The sequence below is a fragment of the Serratia sp. NGAS9 genome (genome assembly GCF_009905295.1).
Taxonomy (GTDB): Bacteria; Pseudomonadota; Gammaproteobacteria; order Enterobacterales; family Enterobacteriaceae; genus Serratia; species Serratia bockelmannii.
Genome location: NZ_CP047605.1, coordinates 1,992,304 through 2,010,990, shown reverse-complemented (window position 1 = coordinate 2,010,990; position 18,687 = coordinate 1,992,304). Strand labels below are relative to the sequence as shown.

Below are 18,687 nucleotides of genomic sequence, written 5' to 3'. Positions count from 1 at the left end.
TCACAATTAACACATTGTTCGCCAAGGCTCGAGTTTAGAAAAATCGGGCTCCGCACAGCCTTCTTTAAAATGTGTGTCATAACATGCCGCACCCAGACTAGTTTCAAGCCATTTCCAATTACATTATTCCGAAAACGACGCCGTATGAGAATGACCTGAAAATGTCTGAACGGCTGATAACCGCCGCCAGACGTCACTGATATCAGAACGATGACATAATGGCGGAAAGTCTAGCTTTGTCATTTCTCAGCCATAGATATAGTTGTATAGACAAGCCAATGGCAAGATTATTTTCCAAAATTTGTGGTCGGAACTGATGCTGAAAAATAAAAATACATACACCGACGTTATAAATACAAAGAAAAACATAGGTAAAAATATACAAAGAAGAAACCTGCCACGCTGTTCATCAGTCACGATAAAGATGAATAGCGTGGCTTGGCAGAGGGGTAACTAATCAAATAGATAGTTAGCAAGCAAGCAAGTTAAATATTAAATAACGCCAAATAAGATATGCTCATTTTTATTATTTATTTCATTAACACGACTGCGGATATCCTGAGGAAAGGCCGACAGGAATCAATAATCGGCCACCAATGTTTACCTTTCCCGCAATACCCGATCGATCAATCCCCAGGCCGCCGCTTCGTCGGCGGTCATAAAGCGATCGCGATCCAACACCCGCTCCACCTCCTCTTCGCTCAGGCCGCAATGTTGGGCATACAACCGGATCACCCGGTCTTTGGTGCGTTTCATTTCCTCTGCCTGGATCAGAATGTCGGACGCCTGCCCCTGAAAGCCGCCCAGCGGCTGGTGCACGTGCAGGCTGGCGTTGGGCAGCGCCATGCGGTGCCCCGGTTCGCCGGCCATCAGCAGGAATGAGCCCATCGAACGCGCGGTGCCCATGCACAGCGTATGCACCGGCGCGCGGATATACTGCATGGTGTCGTAAATCGCCAGCCCGCTGGTGATCGCCCCACCCGGCGAGTTGATGTACAGGTGGATCGGTTTTTCCGGGTTTTCCGCCTCCAGAAACAGCAACTGGGCACACAGCATTTCGGCCACGTCGTCATTGACCTCACCGTTAAGGAACACGATCCGGTCGCGCAGCAGGCGCGAATAAATATCAAAGGAACGTTCTCCCCGGCTGGTCTGCTCCACCACCATCGGGACGAGCATCATCTTCTCACGCATCGGTGAACTCCTGGGTTGGCAACAAAGAGAAATGTGTTTAACGCGTCAGGCGGCGCGCATCATCATCGTCGGGCCGTCGTTGACGGCGTCGAGCCGGTGGATCACCCGCAACAGGCTGCCGCCGCCGGCATCCGGCACGATCTGCAGGGTGACGACGCTTTCGAGAAACGGCGGCTGGTCGTCGCGCAGGCGATAGCTCACTGCTTCGCCCGGCGTGGTGGCCAACGGCTCGGCCTGCGCCAGATCCCCCGGCGGCAGCCACTGCTCGCGCAGTTCGGGAATACTGAGCGCCCGCCACACTTTTTCCGGCGGCGCCTCGAGCGCATACTCCAATACCAGCCGATCGCGCGGCGGCGGCTCAACCCGTTTATTCATTGATCCATATCCTTCAGCAAGATTTGCAGCGCGTCGATGCGCGCCGGCCAATAGGCGCGGTACTTCGCCAGCCACTGGGCGATCTGCGCCAGCCCGTCCGGGTCGACCTGGTAATTAACGCAGCGCCCCTGCTTCGCCTCACGTATCAGCCCGGCATTGCGCAGCACCGCCAGGTGTTGCGACATCGCCGACTGGCTGATGGTCAGCCCTTCGCGCAGCGCGCTGGCGTTCATGCTGCCGGCGGCAAGTTTGTCGAAGATGCCGCGGCGGGTCGGATCGGCCAACGCCTTGAAGATGTCATTTTCGTTCATACAAACACATTAGTATTCACTTATGTATTATGCAAACGCCGGGGCAGGAATTTTTTCCGTGAAACGAGACTCCGCGCCGGAGCGCGGAGCCGATAGAGGAGAGATTACAGCGGCTTATTGCAAGCGGGCGGGGTCAACGTGGGTTGCCCGGCCGGCGCCCCTTCCTGCGCTTCCAGCGCGAGGCGCGCCAGCGGCATGTCTTCGTGGTAGCGCGCCTCGGCGTTCAGGGTCTTCGAGTAGCGATTGTACTTCCACCAGGCGTAGCCCAGAAACACCACCAACCCGCCGACGTTATAGAACACGATGGTCATGATGCTGGCGCCGGTCGGGAACGTCGAGGCGAAGAAACCGACGGTGAAGATGGCGATCAGCACGCTGACGATGGCGATGCCCTGCAGCCGCGAGCCCATTTTGAAATCGCGTGCCACCCGGTCGTACTTCAGCCGCAGATTCAGGTAGGCCAGCATGATGAACAGCGGCGGCAACATCGAGGCGGCAGCGGTCATGTTGATCAGCGTGTTCATCAAATCCTGCACGCTGCTGGAACCCAACGTCGGGATCAGCATCAGCGGGATAACGATGAAGAACTGGATCCAGGCCGCGCGCGTCGGCACGCCGTGCCGGTTCAGGCGAATGGTTTTCTCGCCGAAAATGCCCTTCGGGATTTCGGTGAAGAAAATCTTCACCGGCGCCGCCGTCCACATCAACAGCGAACCGAACATGGCGGTGAAGGAAACAATGCCGACAAAGCGGTTCATCAGCACCGTCGGCAGGCCGAAGTGCGCCGACAGGCCTTCGAACACCTGTACCGTACCGCCGGTAAAGTGCAGGTCGGTGCGGTGCACGAACACGTTGATCAGCAGCGAAGACACCGAGTACAGCACGCCGATGAACAGCCCGGAAACGATGATCACCTTAACAAAAGCGCGGCTGCCGCCTTTCACATCGTTCACGTACACCGCCACGGATTCCGCCCCGCCCGCCGCCTGGAAGATCCAGGCGGTAATGCCGAGGAACGCCCAGTTGAAGTTCGGGGTCATCGCCTGCACGTTGATCGGGTCGGCCGGCTCGATGCCGCCCAACACCGCCGCGCCCGCCAAGATGATGTAGGAAAACGTCAGCAGCAGCATCAGCGACGAGGTCACCGAGGTCATCGGCCCCAGCAGTTTTGCGCCGCTGTTAGAGATGTAGGTCGAGAAGGCGAACAGGAAGATGCTGATGATCGCCGTGGTCAGCGGCGTAAATACGTAGTCATAGCCTAAAAACGCGTAAGAGGCGTAGGCGATGACGCGCGGCAGCAGCGCGGTGAAAAAGAACAGGTTCACGAACCAATAGGTGTAGGCGGTGATAAACGCCCAGCGCCCGCCGAGCGCACTTTTCACCCAGGCATAGACGCCGGCCTCGGAATTGCGGTTGAGCGAGACGAATTCGGCGATGATCAGGCAAAAGGGAATGAAGTAAATGATCGTCGCCACCAGGAACACCGGCGACGAGGCGACCCCGAGCTGAATATTGTTGTTAATCACGTTGTTGAAACTGAACACTGCCGCAAACGTCATCGACAGCAAGCCAAACTTGCCGATGGTGTTTCTGTTCGACGCAGCCATAGAGATTCTCCGAATGGTGTAGGGGACTTCGGTTTGTTGTTATTGTTCGGCGGGCGCGCTATTTATTGACGAAATAGCTGTCTTCCACCGTCACTTTTAAAATGACTTTTTTTATCTTGCCGCTTTCTGTGAAGCGGTGAGCCTGGTGGTTTTCGAAAATCACCACGTTGCCTTTACCGACCCGGCGCCTCTCGCCTTCGCCGCTGAAAAACTCGCGGTCGGTTTCGTCCTGATAGGGCGCCACCGTCGTCAGCTCCCGCTTGTCGGCGACCTCGACGGTCTCTTCCCCGTCGAGGTAATAGTGCACGTCGAAGTAACGGCGGTTGCCCTCCAGCCAGCCGTGCTGCCGGCCGGCGCCGACGCTCAGCCGATACGTCAGCGAGTCGCCGATCGAATGGCATACGTTCGGACTGATGCGATCGACATTGGCGATCGCCTCCATGCAGCGCAGCCACTTCTTGCCGCTGTGATAAATGCGCTGAAATTCCGCCAGGGATTCGAGAATGATCATGCGTTTTCCTCCGCAGACTGCGGGTGGTGATGAGCGGGCGTGAAGTCATAACCAGCGAGCGTGGCGCCCTGCGTTTGCCGACCGTCGAACGGCACCAGCGTGAAGCCGTAGCTGAACGGCGCCAGATAAACCCGGTGGGTATCCAGCACTTCGGAGCCCCAGGAGTTGGAGCCAAGGCCGAGGATCTGGTCGTCCAGGTTCAGCGTCAGGCAGTCGCTCGGTTCCAGCTCGTTGATGTGTTGGGCCTGGTGCAGCCTCTCGGCGCTGTAAGGCCACAGGCTGAAATTGATCGGCCGCCGCGGCTGGATGAAGATCCCCTTACCCGCCGCGTCCTGCAGGCTCAGCCAGCGCACGTCCTGCCGATTGCCGTTGTCCTGCGGGAACGGATAGTGTTCGAACAGCGCGTCGGCGCGCTGCCGGTAGTGGCCGATAAGGTTGGCCCGGCAGCTGTCGCGGTAGTTCTCGCCCGGTCCACGGCCGTAGTATTCCACCTGCTCGAAGCGGCGGCTGATGCCGAAATCGAGACCGATTTTCGGGATAATCTGCCGGAAATCGCCGTAAGGCTCACCGGCCAGATCCAGGCTGACGTAGCCCTGCGGGGAGATGCGCCAACGGTAGGTGCAGCGCATGCCGAAGTCGAATACCGGCGGCGCAATCAGGCTGTGCACCTCGAGCAGCAGATCTTCGCCCTGCCATTGCCGGCTAAGGCGGCGGAAGTGCTGCTGCATGATGGGGAAATGATGCGGTAGCCAAATTCCCTCATATTCCTGTTTATGGTTATCGATCACCGGTTTGAAGAAGGTGATGCGCGGCGCGCGCCCCACCACCTCTTCACCGTCTACCCGCCACGAAAGCAGTTCGCCGCTCAGCAGCGAGAACGCCAGCTGGAACCGGCTGCCGCTGACGATCAGCTGATGATTCTCCTCGCGGCATTGCAGCGCCGGCGCATCGGCCAACGGTGGAGCCGGCAGCCGCGTCGCCGTCTGGCGCAGATGCTGATAATGCCCCAGCCGTTGGCCGCTCTCGCTGTAACGGGTGGCGCTGTCCTTATACACCGCCACGTCGATCAGCGTTTCCCCTTGCCCCAGCGCCAACACCGGCAGGTGCATGTCTTCGCTCTCGCCCGGCTGCAGATGCGGCAGCTTGAATTCGTAACTTGCCACCTGGCGGCCGTCGGTCTTGACGCTGACCTTCAGCGTGATGTCCGCCAGCGAGCTGAACCAATAGCGGTTTCTCACCCGCAGCACGTCACCTGCCCCCTCTTCCGCCGTCACCTCCACCGGGCACAGCACCTGCTGGTATTCACGCAGGCCGGGGCCGGGGCGCTGATCCGGGTAGATCAAGCCGTCCATGCAGAAGTTGTAGTTGTTCGGGTAGTCGCCGTAATCGCCGCCGTACTGGTAGCGCTCGCGTCCCTGCTCGTCGTGGCTCAGCAGGCCATGATCGCACCATTCCCAGATGTAGTGCCCCTGCAAACTGGCGTGGCGGTTGAACACCGACTGGTATTCGAACAGCCCGCCGGGGCCATTGCCCATAGCATGGGCGTATTCGCACAGGATGCGCGGTTTGGGGTGCGGGTATTCGCCGAAGGCGTTCATCATCGCCACACGGGAATACATGGTGCTGATCACGTCGGTCACTTCGGCGTCGCGATCTTCTTCATAGTGGACCAGACGGGTCGGATCGAGCGCCTTGCAGCGCCGGGCCATGGCGCGAATGTTGCAGCCATAGCCCGACTCGTTACCCAGCGACCAGATGATGATCGACGGGTGGTTTTTCTGTGCCGCCACGTGGCGCTCGATGCGCTCGACGTAGGCATGCTCCCAGCGCGGATCGTCAGTGATGCGGCTGAGATCGCCGACGTTAGCGAAGCCGTGGCTCTCCAGATCGGTCTCCGCCATCACGAACAGGCCATAGAGATCGCACAGCTCGTAAAAGCGCGGATCGTTGGGGTAATGGGCGGTGCGCACCGAGTTGATGTTGTGCTGCTTCATCAGCACGATATCGCGCTCCACCCGCGCCATATCGACGGCGCGCCCTTTAAGGTGATCGTGATCGTGGCGGTTGACGCCGTGCAGTTTGAAGTAGCGCCCGTTGACGTACATCAGCCCGTCGCGCACCGCGATCTCGCGGAAGCCCACCCGCTGAGGCACCACGCCCAACAGGTTGCCGGCGCCGTCATACAGGCTGAGCAGCAGTTGATACAGGTAGGGATTTTCCGCATTCCACTGCTGCGGGCGGCTGACCGGCAGTTCGAAACGGCAGCTTAGCGCTTGCTCGATGCGCAAATCGTCGCGCCACTGCTCCGCCACGCAGCGATCGCCGTCGAACAGCTGTGCCTGCAGGCGGCAGCCCTCGGCGGCCTGCGATCCGAGATGATGCAGTTCGGCATCGATCGCCAACTGCGCGTCGCAATAGCGCTCATCAAAGGTGGTGACCAACGTCAGGTCGTGAATGTGGGTGGCGCTCTGGCCAATCAGATAGACGTCGCGGAAGATGCCGGCCATCCACCACATGTCCTGATCTTCGATGTAGGTGGAATCGGCCCACTGCATCACCCGCACCGACAGCAAGTTCTCGCCCTGCCGTACATAGGGGCTGATATCGAACTCGGCGCACAGCCGGCTGCCCTTGCTGAAGCCGACATAATGGCCGTTGACGTACACCTCGAAGTAGGTTTCCACGCCGTCGAATTTGATCAGCACTTGCTGATCTTGCCAGCCGGCATCGAGCGTAAAGTGGCGCTGATAGGCGCCGGTCGGGTTATTGGTCGGCACGTAAGGCACGTCGATCGGGAACGGGAAGCCCTCGTCGGTGTACTGCAGGTGGCCATGCCCTTCCAGTTGCCACATGCCCGGCACCGCCATATCGCCCCAGTCACTCATCGGCTCGCGGTAAAACGCCCCCGGCACCTGCGCCGGATGCTCGAAGAAGCGAAAGCGCCAGCGGCCGCTCAGCAGCTGGAAGCGTCGGCTGGCGTTGCGATCAAAGCTCAGCGCCTGCCCGGCATCCGCATAGCTGAAGAAGCTCGCGCGCGGCGGCAACCGGTGCTCCGACTGTTTTCCAATGTTTTCCCAATTATTCACGTCACGTCTCCCGACACTTGTGCAATGCGGAAACGATAGTAAATATTTAGTAAAAACTACAGTTGATATTTACCAAATGACGACAGGATCACAATAAATCTCAAATATCTTTTTTTATCATGACGTTAATTTTGGGCGCCAACGCCCCCCGCCGAGGCGGGGACCGGTCAGGCGAGGGTGGTGTCGCGCAGCTGCAACGAGCTGGGAACGAAGATCGACAGCGGGACGGCGCGCTCATCGCGCAGCCGCTCCGCCAGCAGGTTGACGGCCTGTGCGCCCATGGTTTCCGAAGGGATGCGCACCGTGGACAAGGCGGGGAAAATAAAGCGGGCAGTGGGAATGTCGTTGACGCTGATGAGCGCGATCTGCCCCGGCACCTGAATGCCGTGTTCGTGCAACGCGCGCAGCACGCCGATCGCGATCGAATCGGTCGCCACCAGCAGCGCCGGCGGATAGCCATTCTTGCTCTGCAACATCGCTTTCGCGCACTGATAGCCCGACTGGCTGCTGAAATCGCCGTGGTAGATATCCTGCGCCCGTACCACATTTTGCTGCCGGCCATACTCGACGAACGCCTGCTCGCGCTGGTCGATGCCGGCCGGAGCGTCGCGCCCGCCGATAAAGCCGATGCGCTGATAGCCGCGGCCGATGAAGTAGTCGATCACCTTGCGGCTGATCTTGTACAGGTCGACATTGACGCAGTCGAAACGCTCGTCGTCCACCACGCCGTCGATGAACACCACCGGCGTTTCCTGCTGCCTGAGCTGCTCATACAGCGCGGGCTGCGGCCGGCCGATCACCAGCAGGCCGTCGGCCGCCGGCAGCGCCTTGTCGCCGTTGAAGTCGTAACCGGCGCTCAGCGCCACGCCCAGCTTTTCGCACTGCGTTTCGATGCCGTAACGCATCGCCAGGTAATAGGGATCGTTGATCTCCACGCCCTGCGTATAGGTGAACAGCGCGGCGAATTGCAGGCGTTGCCCGCTCTGCCGTTTGGAAGGCGCAATCTTGTATTCGAGGCGCTCCGCCGCTTCCAGGATCTTCTGGCGGGTTTGCGCCTTCACGCTCAGGGTGGGGTCGTCATTCAACACGCGCGAAACGGTGGCGACGGACACATTAGCAGCTTCAGCAATTTCCTTCAGTGTGGCCATAGAGTCCCAATGCACAGACGAAAAACGGTAGCTTAATCGGATAGCGCCGCGGCGTACAGCGCCGCCCGCGCCCTCTCCTTCCCAAATCGGGCCAGAGCACGCTCATGCCAGCCGTTGCCGGGCGCCTGCAGCGAAAGATACCCATTTCGTCCGCTGTGATCAAGTTAACGCTTTACTGATTAAAGCGTATTTTTTACTAAATATTTTACTAATATACCTGCCGTTTACCGCTCTCTACGATCGGACTTTTTCTCTTCTCCCAGGGATCCGGGAGCGACCTCGCGTGAGCCGCCGCTCGGCTGACGTTCCGTTCCATCCAACACCAGGCCTATGCCCCATGAAATCACTAAATCATCACGCCCTGTTGCCCTGGTTGCTGCTCGTTAGCGCGCCCGTCTGGGCGCAGCAGGAACCGGTCACCCCGGCGGAGCGCAATCAGCTGCTGCCGCCGCCGTTGCCCGAAACCGCCGCGACCGCCCTGCGCTTTTACGGCGAGCTCGGCATCGGCGGCAGCGTCTATTTGAACGGCGAACATCAGCATCAATACAGCGACGGCACCTATATCGAAGGCGGCCTGGAGATCAAACAGGGCCACTGGTTCGGCCTGATTTACGGCGAAGGCTGGACCGTGCAGGCGGACAGCCAGGGCCATGCCTGGACGCCGGGCCACGGCTGGGGCGGCTTTGAGGGTGGGTTAAACCGCTTTTACGGCGGTTACCGCACCGACGACGGCACCGAGATGATGCTTAGCGTACGCAACGACTCGTCGCTCGACGATCTGCAATGGTGGGGGGACTTCACACCGGAGTACGGCTACGTGATCCCCAACACCCGCGATCTCAGCTACGCCGCCAAGCTGCAAAATCTGACCGGACGCTTCCGCTACAGTGTGACGGCGGCGCCGGAAAGTCGTATCGACGAGAGCAAGGCACTGTTGCACTTCGGCAAATACGATCGCTATTCCGACAAGTACACCTACCGGGCGATGATCAACGGTTACACCCAATACGATCTGCAGGACAGTCTGACGTTGCTGAACGGCCTGGAAGTGACGGACGGCCTGGGGCAGCTGTTTTTGCTGGGGCTGCGCGGCAAACACCTGGCCGGCCGCGTCTGGCACCACACCGGCAAAGGCGACAGCGGTGGCCACCCCGGCAGCGAGTCGGGCCTGATGCTCAGCGCGATGACGGAAACCGCCAAAGGGCTGTATCTCTCCACCGCCTACAGCTACGCCCGCCACCGGTTTGATAACGCAGCGGATACCGCCACCTCATACGCCCAGTTTGGCGTCTGGTACGAATACGCCGGCGGCAAACTGGCCACCGCGCTGGACAGCAAGTTCTTTATGCGCAATGACAGCACCGGCGCCAGCAACTCGGTGTTTCTGATGCAATATTTCTATTGGTAACCGTTGAGGCTCCTACGATGAACATGACTCCCCTGACCCCGCTGGCCACTGCCCTCGTGCTGATGCTGACGGGCTGCGCGCCGAAAATGCCCGACGCCCCGCTGGCCGAGCGCTACCCAAACGTGATCGATCGCCACGGTGCGCCGCATTCTATGCTCGACTACGACTTCGACGATCACCAGCGCTTCAACCCATTCTTCGATCTCGGCGCCTGGCACGGCCACCTGTTGCCGAGCGGCCCTGAAGGCATGGGTGGCTTCCCCGGCCCGGCGCTGCTGACCGAAGAGTACATCAACTTTATGGCCAACAATTTCGATCGGCTCAGCGTCTATCGAGACGGTAAACCGGTGCATTTCACCATGACGGCCTACAGCCTGCCCGGCGCCCTGGTGCAGCGGCTCAGCGCGCCGGGCGTGACCGTCAACCTGACGCTGCGCTTCGCCGCCGCGCGCACCTCGTTGCTGGAAACCCAGATCCTGACCGACGCGCCGCTGGAGCTGGTGTGGGACGGCGAATTGCTGGAGCGCTACGCGGCCAAAGAGCAAAAACCGCAGCCGCCGGCCACCGTCGAGCAGGCGTTCCCGAACTACACGCGCCGCATTGTGCCGACGGCGGACGGCCTGCGCGTCACCTTCGGCAAGGTGCGTGCACCGTCGCAGCTGATGACCTCCGGGCAGTCCGAGTATCAGATCCATAAATCGCTGCCGCAGCGCACCACGGTCGGCGGCCACCGCTTCCGCGCCACGGCGCGCATCGCCGGCTCCACCACGCTGTATACCACCTACTCGCACCTGCTCACCGCCGCAGAGGCGCAGCGCGAACAACGCACTATCGCCGACATCCTCGCTCATCCGCAGCGCTATATGGCCGCGTCGGCCCAGCGTTGGGAACGCTATCTCGCCGACGGGCTCAGCAACCCGCACGCCACGGCGGAACAAACGCGCGTGGCGGTCAAAGCGATAGAAACGCTGAACGGCAACTGGCGCGGCGCAGCCGGGGCGATGAAATTCGACTCGGTCACCCCGTCGGTCACCGGGCGCTGGTTCTCCGGCAATCAGACCTGGCCGTGGGACACCTGGAAACAGGCCTACGCCATGGTGCACTTCAACCCGGACGTGGCCAAGGACAACATTCGCGCGGTATTCGCCTACCAGATCCGGCCGGGCGATGCCCTGCGCCCGTGGGATGCCGGTTTTCTGCCCGACCTTATCGCCTACAACCCCAGCCCGGAGCGCGGCGGCGACGGCGGCAACTGGAACGAACGCAACACCAAGCCGAGCCTGGCGGCCTGGGCGGTGATGGAGGTCTATCGCGTCACCGGCGATAAGGGCTGGCTGGCGGAGATGTACCCGAAGCTGGTGGCCTACCATGACTGGTGGCTGCGCAACCGTGACCACAACGGCAACGGCGTGCCGGAGTATGGCGCCACCCGCGACAAAGCGCACAATACCCCCGACGGGCGCATGTTGTTCACCGTCAAGCGCGGGCAGCGCGAGCAAACGTTGGCCGGCCTCGACAATTACGATCGCATCGTGCGCGAGGGGCGGTACGACAGCATCGAGATCCCGGCGCAGACCGCCGCCTCCTGGGAATCGGGCCGCGACGACGCGGCGGTATTCGGCTTTATCGATCCGGATCAATTGGCGCGCTATGTAGCGCAGGGCGGCAAACGCGAAGACTGGCAGGTGAAATTCGCCGAAAACCGCGCGCCGGACGGCACGCTGCTTGGTTACTCACTGCTGCAGGAATCGGTGGATCAGGCCAGCTACATGTACAGCGACAACCGCTACCTGGCGGAGATGGCCGATATTCTGGGCCGAGGCGCCGAAGCCGCCGCCTTCCGCGCCAAAGCCGACCGGCTGGCGGCCTACATCAACACCTGCATGTTCGACAAGCAAAGCGGTTTCTTCTATGACATCCGCATCGAAGGCCGGGCGTTGGCCAATGGCTGCGCCGGCAAACCGATCGTCGAGCGCGGCAAAGGGCCGGAGGGCTGGTCGCCGCTGTTCAACGGCGCCGCCAGCCAGACGCACGCCGATGCGGTGGTCAGGGTGATGAAGGATCCGCGCGAGTTCAATACCTACGTGCCGCTCGGCACCGCGGCGCTGACCAACCCGGCGTTCGGCGCGGATATCTACTGGCGCGGCCGCGTGTGGGTCGATCAGCTGTATTTCGGTCTCAAGGGCATGGAACGCTACGGCTATCGCGATGACGCGGTGGCGATGGCGCAGGCCTTCTTTCGCCACGCCGACGGTCTGATCGCCGACGGGCCGATCCGCGAGAACTACAACCCGCTCACCGGCAAGCAGCAAGGCGCGCCGAACTTTTCCTGGAGCGCGGCGCACCTGTACATGCTGTATAACGACTTCTTCACGCAATAAGCCGCAGCGGCCACCGCCATCGTTGCCCGGCGGTGGCCCGCGTTTATGAGCGGATCGGGATCACCAGCACGTCGATATTCAACTGGTTGATGGCATTGCGGGTGGAAGAGAACAGGTTGCTCCACAGATCGTGGTGATGGCCGAACACCAGCAGATCGATGTTCTTGTCCACGACTGCCGTGCGCAGTTCGTCAACGAAGCCGCCGCGCCCAATAATCACTTCCGCGATCGGGTAGTTAACGTTTTGCGTGGTGGGCTCCAGCTCTTTGCGGATCTTCTCTTCGAACGGCACGCCGTTATCGCTGCGCTCCGAAAAACCGATCGCCGCGTGGTAGGTGTCGTAGTGAACGTCGACATAGATCAGCGAGAGTTTGGCCTGCAGCGCCTCCGCCAGCAGCGCCCCCTTTTCGACCAACCGTTTGCCGTCATCGCTCAGATCGGTGGCGATGACAATATGGTGGTAACACATAGCGCCTCCTGTCATGGACTCGGTAGAGCCGAGGCTCCGATATCACGTCAGGGTCATATCGTTATGGTTAATTTTAGTTCAGAAATGGCGCGTACGACAGGTGGCGATGCGGTGGGAAAGCCCCGTTGCCGGGGCTGAAGGCAAAAATTACTTCTCGCGCTGCGCCTCAAACCAGACGTTGCACAACGACAGGATCAGCGTGTTGGCGTCTTTCACCAGCACGTTATCGCCGGGCACCCCATCGGTGCCCTGATCGGTGATGCCTTTGATGGTAGTATCCGCATGCTGAATGACCACGCGTTCGACCGACGGCGTGCTGATGCCCAGCATCGGGAAATCGATGTAGGAGCTGCTGCCGGAATTGTCCTCGACAAACTCCTGCGCTTCTACGGTGCTGACGGTGGCCCCTTCGCTTTTCAGCGCCGTGCCGTTCCAGCTGAATGCATCCGCCTTATAGCTGATTTTGCCGCCGATCAGGCTCTGCGCCTGCTGTTGATCCCAGCAGCCGGTGGTCTGGGTCGGCACGATCTTGCTGACGCGCCAGTTGCCCAGCAGCTGTTTAGGGATCGGTCCGGTATCGCTCTCCGCCGCCCGAACCTGAGTCGCCGAGACGCAGGCCAACACCACCAGCGGCAGCAGCGCCTTGCTCCAAGTGTTCAATCGCATTGTCTTTTCCTTCGTTTCAGTACCCAGTCTGCCCTTGCGGGCCAACGGCTATCATAATAAGCCCGTCGATTCGCCGTCAAAGCAATCCGCACCGCGCCGGGCAGCGGCCGCTCATAGCTAATCGCTATGAGTCATAGTGAATCAGTATTTTGTTTTAGCCCAGCGATTACCTACAGTCACTGCCACTATTCTGCCCGCCAAAATTAGCAGGCAATGTTGACAAGGACCCTGGGAAAATGACATTTACGCTGAAAAACCTCACCCTGGCGCTGGCCGCCGCCGGCACGCTGCTGCTGACCGCCTGCGGCCCGACGGCACAGGACGATCACCACATCAAGGTCGGCATCAGCGCCGGCATCGATCAGTCGCTGTGGGCGGTGGTGCAGAAAGTGGCCAAGCAGAAATACGATCTGGACGTGGAGGTGGTGACCTTCAACGACTACGTGCTGCCGAACGAAGCGCTGAACAACGGCGATCTGGACGTCAACGCCTTCCAGCACAAGCCGTATCTGGACAAGCAGATGCAGGAGCGCGGCTACAAGCTGGCGGCGGTGGGCAACACCTTCGTCTACCCGATCGCCGGCTATTCGAAGAAGATCACCGCACTCAGCCAGTTGCCGGACGGCGCGCAGGTGGCGGTGCCGAACGATCCGACCAATCTGGGCCGCTCGCTGCTGCTGTTGCAAAAACAAGGGCTGATTACCCTGAAAGACGGCGTCGGCCTGCTGCCGACCGCGCTCGACATCGTCGGCAACCCGAAAAAGCTGAAGATCGTCGAAATTGAAGCGCCGCAGCTGCCGCGCGCGCTGGACGATCAGAAAGTGACGCTGGCTGTCATCAACACCAACTACTCCAGCCAGATTGGCCTGTCGCCGGCCAAGGACGGGCTGTTTGTCGAAGACAAAAACTCGCCGTACGTCAACATCTTCGCCAGCCGCATCGACAATAAAGACAGCGAGAAAGTGAAGGATCTGGTCAAGGCCTATCAGACCGACGAAGTGGCGGCCAGCGCCGCCGACATCTACAAGGGCGACGCCGTCAAAGGCTGGTAACGCCTCGCGTAGGGCCCGTGGCGCCCGGCCACGGGCCATGCCAACCTCAGCCGCGCTGGATGGATACGCCGCCGTCCACCAGCATCGCGGTGCCGGTGACGAATGAGGACGCGTCAGACGCCAGATACAGCGCCGCCTGCGCGATCTCCTCCGGCATCGCCAGCCGCTTCAGCGCGTGCAGTGCGGCCACCTGCGCCAGCGCCTCCGGGGTATTGCTCATCTGCCGGCCCATCGCCGTATCGGTGCCGCCCGGCAGCAGCGCGTTCACCCGAATGCCGCGCCCGCCGAACTCCACCGCCAGCGCCTGCGTCAGGCCGATCAGCCCCGACTTGCCGGCCGCATAGGCCGCCGTGCCGGGAAACGCCGCGGTGTGGCCGACGAACGTGGAGGTGAAGATCACCGAGCCTGCGCCGCGCGCCAGCATGGCGGGGATTTGATATTTGGCGCTGTAGTAAGCGCTGGATAGATTGGTTTCCAGCACGTCGCGCCATTCTGACGCGCTGAGCGCCAGCGACGGCCCCAGCGGCCCCAACGTGCCGGCGTTGTTGAAAGCGATATCCAGCCCGCCGAACTCATCGACGGCCGTCGCCGTCAACCGTTCGGCGAAGGCTTCGTCGCGCACGTCACCGGCTACCGCCAACGCCCGGCCGCCCTCGCGCCGAATGTCCTCTACCAGCTCGGCCAACAGCGGCGCGCGCCGCGCGCCCAACACCAGCGCTGCGCCCTGCCGGGCAAACAGCAGCGCCGCCGCTTTGCCGATCCCCGAACTGGCGCCGCCGATCACCGCCACCTTGCCGTTTAATGCGTTCATCGCTCATCCTCACGCGGTTTAAAGATCCTCAGTGTGAGGCAAGATTCGGCGCCGCGCTGGCCGCAAGCGGACATGTAACTGACGCCAATAAGAAAGGCGCTGCAAGCAGCGCCCCGGCAACGCGAACCTGGCGGTTAACTTACGGCCTGGCCGCATATTTCCCCTGATTGGCCGGCGTCACCAGCTCGAACGGGATCCAGTAATACGGCTCGAGTTTTTCACCGTTGATCATGCGCTGCGCCACATCGACCGAGGCCTTGCCCTGGCCGACCGCGTCCTGGAACACCGTGACCTGCATCTTGCCGGAGGCCAGTGCCTTGAGGCCGTCCGGCGTGGCGTCGATGCCGCCGATCAGCACTTTCTTATCCGCCTTGCCCGCCTGCTGCAGCGCCATGATCGCACCAATCGCCATCTCGTCGTTGTTAGCGGCGACGATGTCGATCGCTTCGCCGTTGGTCAGCCAGTTCATCATCAGATCCATGCCTTCACTGCGTGAATAGTTGGCGCTTTGCTTCTGCACCACCTTCATTTTCGGGTACTTGGCCACCACCTGCTCCACGTCTTTGGTGCGCTGCAGCGCGCCGGCGTCGGTCAGGTTGCCGATCATTACCGCCACGTTGCCCTGATAGTTGGCCAGCCGCGCCAGCTCTTCCATCTGCAGCGTGCCGGACTCCCGCTCGTCGGAGCCGACGAACACCACGCCCTGCGGCAGTTTGGCGTCGCCCGGCGTGCGGTTCACGTACACCAGCGGCACGCCGGCGGCCTGGACCATTTTGGTCATGACCGGGGTGCTGGCCGAGTTGACCGGATCGACGATAATCGCGTCCACCCCGGCGCTGATAAAGCTCTGCACCTGATCGGTCTGGCGGCCGACGTCGCCGCGCGCGTCTTCGAACTGTACGGTAATGCCGCGCGCCTTAGCCTCCTTGTCGATCGCCTGGCGGATAATGGTGAGGAAGTTCTGGTCAAAATAGGCCATCGATACGCCGATGGTTTGCGCCCATGCCGAAGTGGACGCACACAGCGCCACCGCCAGCCACAGCCCTTTCAGGTAATTCATCATGTGTTCCCCCGGGTAAAAAAACGCCGCCGGCCCACCTTGGCGCCGGCGGCAATTCACGGCAATCAGTGTTTTTTGCGGTTGCGCCGCATGTCGATCGACACGGCGGCGACGATAATCACGCCTTTGATGATGTCCTGAATGTAAGAATCGACGCCGATAAAGGTGAAGCCGCTTTTGATAAGACCGAGGATCACCGCGCCGATCAACGTGCCGGTAATGCGCCCGACGCCGCCCATCAGGCTGCTGCCGCCGATCACCGCCGCGGCGATGGCGTCCAGCTCATACGACATCCCCATGCTCGACTGGCCGCTGCTGACGCGCGCCGCCAGCACCACGCCCGCCAACCCCGCCAGGCCGCCGGCGATGGTGTAAACCGTCACCAGGTACTTATTGACGTTGATGCCGGAGACCCGCGCCGAGGTCATGTTGCCGCCGATGGCGTAGATGTATTTGCCGTAGCGGGTGTGTTTGAGCGCGATATGGAAGATCACCGCAATCACCAGGAAGATGATCACCGGCATCGCGCCCTGGCCGATTGACGTGAAGCCGTCCGACAGGAAGCTGACCGGGTTCCCCTTGGTGTAGTACTGCGCCAGGCCGCGCGCCGATACCATCATCCCCAGCGTGGCGATGAACGGCGGAATGCCGGTGCGGGTGATCAGGAAGCCGTTGATAAAGCCGCAGACGATGCCCACCCCAATCCCGGCGCCGATCGGGATCGCCGCCGGCAGATCGAGCAGCCCCGGATACATCGGCGAGATGCTGTCCGAGGTCTGCGCCAGGCTGGCCGCCACCACCGCGGTCAGCGCAATCAGCGAGCCGGAGGAGAGATCGATGCCGGTGGTGATGATCACCTGGGTGACGCCCACCGCGATGATGCCGATGATCGCCACCTGCAGCACGATCAGCAGCAGGCGGTTCGGGTTCAGCAGGAACGACTGATCGCGCATGTACCAGCCGAGGATTTCGAAGATCAGCGCGATGCCGATCATCACGATGAAGATACCGGTGTCTTTCGGCATTTTGCCGCTCAGCCCGGAGAACAGCCCTCCCTTGCCCGTTGAATCGGCGGAGAGCGGCTTCTCAATCTTTACGTTACTCATGATGTTCACCCTTCGTTATTCTGAGGCCAGCGCCAGGATCTTCTCCTGGTCCGCGTCGTCTTTGTCCAAAATGCCGGTGATGCGGCCGCCGTGCATCACCATCACCCGGTCGCTCATGCCGAGGATCTCAGGCAGCTCGGAGGAGACCAGAATGATGGCGACGCCGCGGTTGGCCAGCTCGCTGATCAGGCGGTAGATTTCCGCTTTCGCCCCCACGTCGATGCCGCGCGTCGGTTCGTCGAGGATCAGGATTTTCGGCTGCGCCAACAGCCAACGCGCGATCAGCACCTTCTGCTGGTTGCCGCCGCTGAGGTTATTGATGATCTGATCCATGGTCGGCGTTTTGATGTTGAGCTTTTTGATCTGATCCATGCAGTCTTTGGCCATCTGCACATGGCTGACGAAACCGTTCTTGCCGATGTATTCCGACAGGTTGACGATGCTCATGTTCTCGACCACCGACAGCACCAGAAACAGGCCGGATTTCTTGCGGTCTTCGGTGAGAAACGCCAGCCCGCTCTCGATCGCCTTCGCCGGGGAATCCACCTTCACCGCCTGGCCTTCGATAAAGATCTCGCCGCCGTCCGCCGGGTGCATGCCGAACAGGCTTTCCATCACTTCGCTGCGCCCGGCGCCCACCAGCCCGGCGACGCCGAGGATCTCGCCGCGCTTGACGCTGAACGACACGTCGTGGAACCAGCCGCTGCGGCGCAGCCCCGCCACCCGCAGCACTTCCTCGCCGATATTGTTGTTGAATTTGGGGAACATCTGCGTCAGTTCGCGCCCCACCATCATGGTGATCAGCGACTGTTTGGTCAGGTTTTCGGTTTTGTCGCAGGCGATGAAGGTGCCGTCGCGGAAGATGCTCACTTCGTCGGTGATGGCAAAGATCTCGTCCATCTTGTGGCTGATATAGATGATGCCTTTGCCCTGCTCGCGCAGTTCGCGGATGATGGCGAACAGGTGCACCACTTCGCCTTCGGTCAGCGCCGAGGTCGGTTCATCCATGATCAATACGTCGGCGTTGTAGGACACCGCCTTGGCGATCTCCACCATCTGCTGGTTGGCGATGCTCAGCTCGCCCACCAGCGTATCCGGCTGCAGTTTGATGTTCAGCCGCGCCAGCAGTTCGCGGGTCTGTTCATTCAGCTGCTCGTGGTTGACGAACCCCAGCCGCGCCGGCTCGCGCCCCAGCCAGATGTTTTCCGCCACCGTCATGTCAGGCACCAGGTTCAGCTCCTGGTGGATCATGGAAATGCCCGAATGCAGCGCCTGCAGCGTGTCGCTGAAGGTGACCGGCCGGCCTTTGATTTTGATCGAGCCTTCGTCCGGGTGGTAGATGCCTATCAGGCATTTCATCAGCGTCGATTTGCCCGCGCCGTTTTCCCCCATCAGCGCGTGCACGCTGCCGGGTTTGATTTTAATCGAGACCTTATCCAGCGCTTTGACGCCGGGGAACTGCTTGCTGATGCCTTCGGCCTCAAGAACATAAGGGTACATAC

General features: G+C 60.9%; 16 protein-coding genes. 3 read left to right on the top strand and 13 right to left on the bottom strand.

Annotated features, from left to right (window positions below):
* Window positions 1–600 precede the first annotated feature (600 nt).
* From GUC32_RS09735 to ebgR, 7 genes are all read right to left on the bottom strand, one after another.
* Window positions 601–1,194, bottom strand: a complete 594-nt coding sequence (locus GUC32_RS09735; RefSeq protein WP_342117474.1) for an ATP-dependent Clp protease proteolytic subunit — start codon at window positions 1,192–1,194, stop codon at window positions 601–603.
* 45 nt (window positions 1,195–1,239) lie between these two features.
* The gene (locus tag GUC32_RS09730) at window positions 1,240–1,569 is read right to left on the bottom strand and encodes an SRPBCC domain-containing protein (RefSeq protein ID WP_025302474.1); all 330 of its coding nucleotides are present in this window, start codon (window positions 1,567–1,569) and stop codon (window positions 1,240–1,242) included.
* Entirely contained in the window at window positions 1,566–1,880 is a 315-nt protein-coding gene (locus GUC32_RS09725) for a helix-turn-helix transcriptional regulator (protein ID WP_049295409.1), read from the bottom strand. The genes GUC32_RS09730 and GUC32_RS09725 overlap by 4 nt, the downstream gene beginning before the upstream one ends.
* A 104-nt stretch (window positions 1,881–1,984) precedes the next feature.
* Window positions 1,985–3,487 carry an amino acid permease gene (locus tag GUC32_RS09720; protein ID WP_089180790.1) on the bottom strand — a complete coding sequence of 501 codons (1,503 nt, stop codon included), beginning with the start codon at window positions 3,485–3,487 and terminating at the stop codon, window positions 1,985–1,987.
* A gap of 58 nt (window positions 3,488–3,545) precedes the next feature.
* Window positions 3,546–3,998 carry a beta-galactosidase subunit beta gene (locus GUC32_RS09715; RefSeq protein WP_164062609.1) on the bottom strand — a complete coding sequence of 151 codons (453 nt, stop codon included), beginning with the start codon at window positions 3,996–3,998 and terminating at the stop codon, window positions 3,546–3,548.
* Window positions 3,995–7,084, bottom strand: a complete 3,090-nt coding sequence (ebgA, locus tag GUC32_RS09710; protein ID WP_369435702.1) for a beta-galactosidase subunit alpha — start codon at window positions 7,082–7,084, stop codon at window positions 3,995–3,997. Before ebgA ends, GUC32_RS09715 begins: the two co-directional genes overlap by 4 nt.
* Before the next feature lie 167 nt (window positions 7,085–7,251).
* Window positions 7,252–8,232 carry a transcriptional regulator EbgR gene (gene ebgR, locus GUC32_RS09705; RefSeq protein WP_369435701.1) on the bottom strand — a complete coding sequence of 327 codons (981 nt, stop codon included), beginning with the start codon at window positions 8,230–8,232 and terminating at the stop codon, window positions 7,252–7,254.
* Between the two features lie 337 nt (window positions 8,233–8,569).
* On the opposite strand from ebgR, the gene ygjJ reads away from it, so the two are divergent.
* Window positions 8,570–9,640 (top strand): protein YgjJ, encoded by a 1,071-nt coding sequence (gene ygjJ / locus GUC32_RS09700; protein WP_262237231.1) that lies wholly within the window; start codon window positions 8,570–8,572, stop codon window positions 9,638–9,640.
* A gap of 17 nt (window positions 9,641–9,657) precedes the next feature.
* A complete protein-coding gene (gene ygjK / locus GUC32_RS09695) occupies window positions 9,658–12,021 on the top strand; it encodes an alpha-glucosidase (protein ID WP_369435700.1) in 2,364 nt (787 codons plus the stop codon).
* Between the two features lie 43 nt (window positions 12,022–12,064).
* Here the strand turns inward: ygjK and GUC32_RS09690 are convergent, their stop codons facing one another.
* On the bottom strand, window positions 12,065–12,490 hold the full coding sequence (locus GUC32_RS09690) for a universal stress protein (protein WP_049204172.1): 426 nt from the start codon (window positions 12,488–12,490) through the stop codon (window positions 12,065–12,067).
* Window positions 12,491–12,637: 147 nt separating this feature from the next.
* Entirely contained in the window at window positions 12,638–13,156 is a 519-nt protein-coding gene (locus GUC32_RS09685) for a hypothetical protein (RefSeq protein WP_025302471.1), read from the bottom strand.
* A 236-nt stretch (window positions 13,157–13,392) separates the two neighbouring features.
* On the opposite strand from GUC32_RS09685, the gene metQ reads away from it, so the two are divergent.
* A complete protein-coding gene (gene metQ / locus GUC32_RS09680; protein WP_141969388.1) occupies window positions 13,393–14,208 on the top strand; it encodes a methionine ABC transporter substrate-binding lipoprotein MetQ in 816 nt (271 codons plus the stop codon).
* A gap of 46 nt (window positions 14,209–14,254) precedes the next feature.
* On the opposite strand, the gene GUC32_RS09675 is transcribed toward metQ, so the two are convergent.
* From GUC32_RS09675 to GUC32_RS09660, 4 genes are all read right to left on the bottom strand, one after another.
* Window positions 14,255–15,019: an SDR family oxidoreductase gene (locus tag GUC32_RS09675; RefSeq protein WP_369435699.1), complete on the bottom strand. Its 765-nt coding sequence runs from the start codon at window positions 15,017–15,019 to the stop codon at window positions 14,255–14,257.
* A gap of 139 nt (window positions 15,020–15,158) precedes the next feature.
* Complete coding sequence (locus tag GUC32_RS09670; RefSeq protein ID WP_043141597.1) at window positions 15,159–16,079, bottom strand: sugar ABC transporter substrate-binding protein; 921 nt, start codon at window positions 16,077–16,079, stop codon at window positions 15,159–15,161.
* Between the two features lie 65 nt (window positions 16,080–16,144).
* Complete coding sequence (locus GUC32_RS09665; RefSeq protein WP_049204184.1) at window positions 16,145–17,185, bottom strand: ABC transporter permease; 1,041 nt, start codon at window positions 17,183–17,185, stop codon at window positions 16,145–16,147.
* Window positions 17,186–17,200: 15 nt separating this feature from the next.
* Window positions 17,201–18,685, bottom strand: a complete 1,485-nt coding sequence (locus GUC32_RS09660) for a sugar ABC transporter ATP-binding protein (RefSeq protein ID WP_025302466.1) — start codon at window positions 18,683–18,685, stop codon at window positions 17,201–17,203.
* Window positions 18,686–18,687: the final 2 nt, after the last annotated feature.